The organism is Agromyces humi (genome assembly GCF_009720255.1).
Classification (GTDB): Bacteria; Actinomycetota; Actinomycetes; order Actinomycetales; family Microbacteriaceae; genus Agromyces; species Agromyces humi.
Genome location: NZ_WJSP02000243.1, coordinates 1 through 5,626, shown reverse-complemented (window position 1 = coordinate 5,626; position 5,626 = coordinate 1). Strand labels below are relative to the sequence as shown.

Here is a 5,626-nt window from a genome sequence, read left to right as displayed (position 1 = left end):
CTGGCGATCCACGTCGGCGTTGGCCGTCACGGCGGCTAGCTGCTGCTCGATGTCCGCCTCGGGCGCCGCGGTGAGGTCCTGCAGCGCCCCGCTCGCGAGCAGCTCGTCGGTCGCGGCGGCACGTGCCTGCATCTGGGCCACGCGGTCGCGGGCTCGATCGAGGCTGGTGCCGACGTCGCTCATGGCGTTGCCGACGCCGGCGACCGCCTCGTTCGCCCTGACCTGCGCCTCGGAGGCGGTGTAGGTCGCCTTGATCGTCTCCTTCTCGATCCGGAACGCCGCGACCTGCTCGGTGAGCCGGCGCTCCCGCTCCTGGAGCTGCGCGGTCTGCGCGTCGAGCGACGTGTACTGCTGCTGCAGCTTCGCCACCTGGTTCTCGAGCAGCGCACGTCGCTCGAGGGCGGCCCGGGCGAGGTCCTCGCGGCCGTGGACGACGGCGTCGCGGGCCTGGGTGCCGAGGCGTGCGTACCTCGCGCCCAACTCCTGCCCCTGCAGCTCGATGCGCTTCTTCGCGGTCGCGACCTCCGCGACGGCCTGTCGGACCTGCTGCAGGAGCTTCACCTGCTGGTCGTAGCTGTCGTCCAGGGTGTCGCGGGGGTCCTCCATCTTGTCGAGGGCCTTCGACGTCTTGCTGCGGAAGATGGTGCGCATCCGCGCAGAGTTGCTGCTGCTGCTCATGGTCAGATCCCTTGTCTCGAGCGGTTGGAGCGGGCGATGGTCGGCTGCCGGAGCGCCTCAGCGGTGTCGCGTCCGTCCAGTCGGCGAAGCTCCTGCACGCCAGCATGCAGGGCCGCGATCTCACGGTCGACGTCACCGTCGAGTGTGGTCAGCACCTCGTCGGTGGAACCGGCGAGCACCGCGGCGACCGTCGTGCGCATCCGGCCCACGAGGCCCGTCACCTGCTCGACGCGTTGGCGTGCCGCGGGCAGGGCCTCGCCGAGGACGGCGGAGTCCGTCTCGCTCTCCATGAGCCGCAGCTGCAGGTCGAGCGCGGCGCTCTCCTCCTGGATGCGGCGGAACAGTCGCGGCAGGTCGCCGCGGGGGCCGTGGCCGCCGGCCAGGAGATCGATCGCCGACTGCCCGCTGGCGAGCGTCTCGGCGAGGCGGACGCGAAGTGCGAGCACGCTCCGCTGGGGGCCACGGCTGAGCGCCGCACGCGTTCGCAGGACGGTTCCGCCGACCGCGCGGCTGCGACGGGCTCGGCGGTACAGCGCCCGCAACAGGAGGACGACCGTCACGATCGAGGCGATCCCGATGGCGATCACGATCCCGAGCGCCGCAAGCACCCATTCCAGGCCGCTCATGCCGGCCGCTCCAGCTCTTCCATGTCCCCACCTTCGTTCCGTCGTCGCCACGGCGCGTCCCGGATGTCGGGCGATCGACCCTCGTCGACGGAACGCGATATAGCGCGATCAAACGCGATATAACGCGAGCGTACGCCGGGAGCGGCCGGAACGTTAGTCCCCCGGACGAATTCGCAGCGAGCTGACCGGACCGATCAACCGGAGACGGGCGCCTCGTCGGCCGACACCGACTCCGCCTCGGGCGGCTCCGGCACCACGATCAGCCCGCCGGCCGAGTTCGCGATCAGGGCCAGATCCTCGAGCCAGGCGCGGTTGAGCCGCGGGCGCCGGTTGCCGTGGTAGACGAACGCCACCGGGGTGTTCGGGCTCAGCCAGATCGTCATCGAGCGGCGTTCGTCGCTCCACGTGAACGGGAAGCTCTCCCGCCGCCGCAGCTTGTTCACGATGATCACCTGCAGGTGCGCGAGGGTCCGATCATCGAACTCCGCCGCGTGGTCGGCGTCGTACAGCAGAGAGCCCATTCCACTCCGTTCCGGGCGCGCCGGCGGGGAACTGCGCGGGTGCGCCGGCCGGGTCGGATCGATCATTCCGGGCGGAACCGGATCGCGGGAGGGTCTTGACTTCGGGTCCTTCCGTCCGGCGCGTGCCGGCGGCGGTGACTACGCGCGCGACGCGGTGGGCGGCTCGAGGTCGTCGCCACGACTGATGCCGCGTGCTGCGGCATCCTCCGCCACGATGGCCGCCACCCGCCTCGACGACCACCGGCCCACGAGTGGATTGACGACGACGAGCAGCGCCCACGTCCAGCGACCGGCGTCGGACCCGAACGCGTACGCGACGGGGATCGAGGCGAGGAAGATCGCCGGGGTGGTCATCGTGTCGAGGAAGTTCACCCGATCGGCGCGACGGGGGAGGGGATCGATGAGCACGCCGTCGCGGCGGGCGACCGCGAACACCGCCGATTGCGCGAACACGGCGCAGCTGATGTTCACCGCGTAGACGGCCACGGCGAGCGGGGCGTCCGCCGACCCCTCATCGCTGATGCCCTGGGTCGAGAACGGGATGAGCACCACGAACGCGATGGCGACGAGGTTCGCGACGATGGTGCCGGAGCTGACGGCACGGAATCCCGAGACGATGCGGTGGTTCACGCGCCAGAACACCGCGATCACGGCGAAGCTCACGGCGAAGCCGAACAGCTGCCACTCGAGGCCGCTGCCGAGCAGCGCGGGGAGGCTCGTCCAGTCGGCAGCACTGGGCGGATCGATGTTCACGACGAGGAGGGTCAGTGCGAAGGCGTACACCGCGTCGAAGAACGTGAAGGCGCGCGCGAACTCCACGGTGTCGCGCTCGTAGTTCCGCCGGCCGACGGCTGGCCGTTCACTGCCCACGTCAGGAGTGTGCCCGCCGTCGGCCGGCCCGAGGCATCCGACGCGCCGTCAGTCCCAGTCGACCGCGTGCATCCAGCCGGCGATGTAGGCGCGCTCGTTCACCCCGAGGCGCACGCCTGCGCGGGGCATCGGCTCGTGGTCGAGCTCGCAGAGCTCGAAGATGCGACGCACGACGACGCCGCGCAGGGGGGCGTCGAGGTTCTCCAGCACTTCGCGCTGGAGGGGACGCTCGAGCATCGGCCACCAGAGGCCGATGGGCGGGAGCCCGTGCCCGGTCCTCGGCCGGTCGTCGTGCGCGGGCTCGATGGTGGAGGTCATTGGGCGGGCTCCTCGCTCAAGTGGCCGGTGTCCGGGTCGCGCACCACGACGTGCTCGTCGGGGTCGGCGTCGTGTTCGGCCTGCTGGTGCTGCTCGACGGCCTCGACCGCCTCGTCGAGCTCCTCCGCCGCGTTCGGGTCGGTGGGGGCGGGATCGGTCATCGCTCACTCCTCGCTCACGGAAGACCACGACTGCGGGGTCCGCCGCCTTCGACGGTACGCGCGCGCGCGAGGCGGGCACAGGGGATTGACCCGCCCGAAGGGCGGTGCTACCCGGCGGCCTCTGCTTCCTCGGGGCTGCGGTCCGCCGCTGAGCGGACCAAGATGGACGGATGGACCTCCCGGTGATGCCGCCCCTCGCGCCCATGCTCGCCAAGTCGGTGAAGGAGATCCCCGACGTCGGCCACGTGGAGCCGAAGTGGGACGGGTTCCGCACGATCGTCTTCAAGGACGGCGACGAGATCGAGCTGGGGAGCCGCAACGAGCGTCCCATGACGCGGTACTTCCCGGAGCTCGTCGAGGCGCTCCGCCAGAACCTGCCCGCCCGGTGCGTGGTCGACGGCGAGATCATCCTCACCGCCGACGGACGGCTGGACTTCGACGCGCTGCAGCAGCGCATCCACCCGGCCGCGAGCCGGGTCGCCATGCTCGCCGAGACCACGCCGGCCTCGTTCGTCGCGTTCGACCTCCTCGCCGACGGCGACGAGAACCTGATGCAGGCGCCCTTCGCCGACCGGCGCCGGCGGCTCGAGGCGGCGCTCGCCGAGGCATCCGATCCGGTCTTCATCACCCCGGCCACCGCCGACCTCGCCGAGGCCCGCGACTGGTTCACCCGGTTCGAGGGCGCGGGCCTCGACGGGGTGGTGGCCAAGCCGCTCGACGGCACCTACCAACCCGACAAGCGCACGATGTTCAAGATCAAGCACGAGCGCACCGCCGACTGCGTGGTCGCAGGGTTCCGGTGGCACAAGACCGGCGGGATCGTCGGGTCGCTGCTCCTCGGGCTGTACGACGGCGACGGCCGGCTGCATCACGTGGGGGTCGCGGCGTCCTTCCCGATGGCACGACGGGCGAGCCTCGTCGCGGAGCTCGAGCCGCTCGTCGCAGACGACCTGTCGACGCATCCTTGGGGCGAGTGGGCCGACCAGGAGGCGCACCAGTCGGCACGGCTGCCCGGTGCGGTGAGCCGGTGGAATGCGGGCAAGAACCTCTCGTTCGTGCCGCTCCGCCCCGAGCTGGTGGTCGAGGTGGCGTACGACCACATGGAAGGGGACCGGTTCCGTCACACCGCCCAGTTCCGCAGGTGGCGCACCGATCGCACGCCCGAGAGCTGCACGTACGACCAGCTCGAGGCGCCCGACGGACTCGACCTGTCGGAGATCCTGCCGATCACGAGGTGAGCGCGGGCGGCGGCTCGGCGCGGCGCGCGGCTCAGAGCACGGCGCGGAGTCCGGCCGAGAGCGCGGTGTGGTGCTCGAACACCAGGTTCGTCTCGGTGAGCGCGACGGCCGGGTTGGCCGAGAGGTTCTTCAGCACGAACTGCCGCACGTGCTCGCTGTCGCGCACGCGCACGTGGATGAGGAAGTCCTCGGTGCCTCCGAGGAAGAAGAGCTGGGCGACCTCGGGCTCCTGGCGCAGCTCGTCGGAGATCTGCTCCATCAGATGGCGAGCACCGGGCCGGATGCGGACGCTCACGAGCGCCTGGAGCGTGAACCCGAGCGCGAGCGGGTTGATCTCGGCCGTGTAGCGGACGATGACCCCGCGCTCCCGGAGCGAGCGCACGCGGGCGAGGCACGTCGAGGGCGAGACCCCGACCGCCCGGGCGAGGTCGACGTTGGGGATGCGCGCGTTGTCGTGCAGCAGCGCGATGATCTGCCGGTCGACCTGGTCGAGGGCCATGGGCCCGGATGCCGCGCCGGCCACGCCTCCGGCGGTCTCGCTGATCTGCGGTGCGTCGGCCATGAGGCGCCTTCCCCTCGAACGAATGCGACGAATCTGGCCATCGTACCGAATTTCGTTCGGTCACTCTTCCCGGATCACGAACGAGCGGCGACCATGGAGGTACTCATCCACACAGCATTCGGAGTCACCATGCGCATCGGCGTGCCTGCAGAGATCAAGAACAACGAATTCCGCGTCGCGATGACGCCCGCGGGCGTGCACGCACTGGCGCAGCGAGGCCACGAGGTGGCCATCCAGTCGGGTGCCGGCATCGGTGCCGGCTACCACGACGCGGAGTACCTCGCCGCCGGCGCCCACATCGTGGAGACGGCCGCCGAGGCATGGTCGGCCGAACTCGTCATGAAGGTGAAGGAGCCCATCGCCGCCGAGTACGGCTTCCTGCGCGAGGACCTCACGCTCTTCACCTACCTCCACCTCGCCGCGGACCTGCCGCTCACCCGCGCGATCCTCGACTCGGGCGTCACCGCCATCGCCTACGAGACCGTGCAGCTGCCCGATCGCTCGCTGCCGCTGCTCACCCCGATGAGCGAGGTCGCCGGCCGGCTCGCTCCGCAGGTCGGCGCCGCGTCGCTGCATGCCTCGCAGGGCGGCCGAGGAGTCCTCCTCGGGGGCGTGCCGGGCACCGCGCCGGCGAAGGTCGAGGTCATCGGCG

General features: G+C 71.0%; 9 protein-coding genes. 2 read left to right on the top strand and 7 right to left on the bottom strand.

The window, feature by feature from the left end:
• From GH736_RS16015 to GH736_RS15990, 6 genes are all read right to left on the bottom strand, one after another.
• A partial coding sequence (locus GH736_RS16015) for a PspA/IM30 family protein (RefSeq protein ID WP_159605107.1) occupies positions 1-678 on the bottom strand: 678 nt, incomplete at its 3' end.
• Between the two features lie 2 nt (positions 679-680).
• Positions 681-1,304 carry a hypothetical protein gene (locus GH736_RS16010; RefSeq protein WP_159605105.1) on the bottom strand — a complete coding sequence of 208 codons (624 nt, stop codon included), beginning with the start codon at positions 1,302-1,304 and terminating at the stop codon, positions 681-683.
• A 194-nt stretch (positions 1,305-1,498) separates the two neighbouring features.
• Positions 1,499-1,825 carry a DUF7882 family protein gene (locus GH736_RS16005; RefSeq protein ID WP_159605103.1) on the bottom strand — a complete coding sequence of 109 codons (327 nt, stop codon included), beginning with the start codon at positions 1,823-1,825 and terminating at the stop codon, positions 1,499-1,501.
• Between the two features lie 138 nt (positions 1,826-1,963).
• A complete protein-coding gene (locus tag GH736_RS16000; protein WP_159605101.1) occupies positions 1,964-2,695 on the bottom strand; it encodes a TMEM175 family protein in 732 nt (243 codons plus the stop codon).
• 48 nt (positions 2,696-2,743) lie between these two features.
• Positions 2,744-3,013, bottom strand: a complete 270-nt coding sequence (locus tag GH736_RS15995) for a hypothetical protein (protein WP_159605099.1) — start codon at positions 3,011-3,013, stop codon at positions 2,744-2,746.
• Positions 3,010-3,174, bottom strand: coding sequence for a hypothetical protein (locus GH736_RS15990; RefSeq protein ID WP_159605097.1), 165 nt, complete (start codon positions 3,172-3,174; stop codon positions 3,010-3,012). Before GH736_RS15990 ends, GH736_RS15995 begins: the two co-directional genes overlap by 4 nt.
• Positions 3,175-3,344: 170 nt before the next feature.
• On the opposite strand from GH736_RS15990, the gene GH736_RS15985 reads away from it, so the two are divergent.
• Entirely contained in the window at positions 3,345-4,412 is a 1,068-nt protein-coding gene (locus GH736_RS15985) for an ATP-dependent DNA ligase (protein WP_159605095.1), read from the top strand.
• 31 nt (positions 4,413-4,443) lie between these two features.
• Here GH736_RS15985 and GH736_RS15980 read toward each other — a convergent pair whose 3' ends face one another.
• Complete coding sequence (locus GH736_RS15980; protein WP_235934321.1) at positions 4,444-4,974, bottom strand: Lrp/AsnC family transcriptional regulator; 531 nt, start codon at positions 4,972-4,974, stop codon at positions 4,444-4,446.
• Positions 4,975-5,103: 129 nt separating this feature from the next.
• Here GH736_RS15980 and GH736_RS15975 point away from each other — a divergent pair.
• Positions 5,104-5,626: alanine dehydrogenase (locus tag GH736_RS15975; RefSeq protein WP_407922358.1), on the top strand; the 523-nt coding region annotated here is incomplete at its 3' end.